The following is a 1,160-nucleotide window of genomic DNA, read 5'->3' on the forward strand; positions in this document are numbered from 1 at the left end:
GCTAGTGGTGTGTCTCGTAAATAAATAGTTATATGTTCGGTATTCTGTAGGGGTGAGTGCATCACCTGCGGCAGCTTTACCGATGACCTCGGGCGAGCGTGAGACGTTGGAAACGCTGGCACGGGCTCGGTCGGCACCGCATCAGCAGGTGTTGCGCGCGAGAGTGTTGCTGATGGCCGCCGATGGTGAGGCAAACACCCGGATTGCTGAGGAGGTCGGGGTGACGCCGGTGACGGTGCGGGCCTGGCGTCAGCGTTTCGGTGAGCAGGGGCTCGCCGGGTTGGACAAGATCCGGGAAGGTCGGGGCCGCAAGCCCTCCATTTCCGAGGACACGATCGCCGAGATCGTGCGGTTGACCACCACGACGACTCCAGAAGGTGCCACGCATTGGTCGTGTCGCACCATGGCCAAGCACGTCGGGGTCAGTTCGGCCACGGTGCAACGGATTTGGTCAGGTCTCGGGTTGCGGCCGCACCGGATCGACACCTTCAAAGTGTCCAATGATCCGTTGTTTGAGGAGAAACTCATCGACGTGGTCGGCTTGTATCTGAATCCGCCCGAGCAGGCCATCGTGTTGTGTATGGACGAGAAGTCCCAGATTCAGGCTTTGGACCGGACCCAGGCATCACTGCCGATGGTGCCGGGCCGGGCGGCCACCATGACCCACGACTACAAACGCAATGGCACGACCACCTTGTTCGCTGCCCTCGACGTGCTGACCGGCACGGTGATCGGGCAGTGTCTGGCCCGACACCGCCACACAGAGTTCATCAAGTTCCTGGGCACCATCGACCGCGAGGTACCTGAAGGGCTACAGGTGCATCTGATCCTGGATAACTACGCCACCCACAAGCACGCTGCAGTTCAGAAATGGATGAAGCGGCACAAGCGGTTTCACTTCCATTTCACCCCAACCTCGTCGTCATGGCTCAACCAGGTCGAACGGTGGTTCCGCGACCTGACCGACAAGAACCTGCGACGCGGAATCTTCGCCAGTGTCCCCGAACTGATCGCCAGCATCGAGTCATACCTCAACGCGCACAACGCCGATCCCACGCCCTACGTCTGGACGGCCACCGCCGAGTCGATCCTGGCCAAAGTCCGACGCGCACGCACCAAACTCCAACAAGTAGTCAATCAAAACTGAGACGGACCACTAG

The 1,160-nt window shown here is 60.3% G+C and carries 1 protein-coding gene; it reads left to right on the plus strand.

Annotated elements, in window-relative coordinates:
* Positions 1-82 precede the first annotated feature (82 nt).
* Complete coding sequence (locus tag ACJH6H_RS29760) at positions 83-1,147, plus strand: IS630 family transposase (protein ID WP_061005170.1); 1,065 nt, start codon at positions 83-85, stop codon at positions 1,145-1,147.
* The last annotated feature ends 13 nt before the right edge of the window (positions 1,148-1,160 follow it).

The sequence above is a fragment of the Mycobacterium sp. SMC-21 genome (assembly GCF_045310825.1).
Classification (GTDB): Bacteria; Actinomycetota; Actinomycetes; order Mycobacteriales; family Mycobacteriaceae; genus Mycobacterium.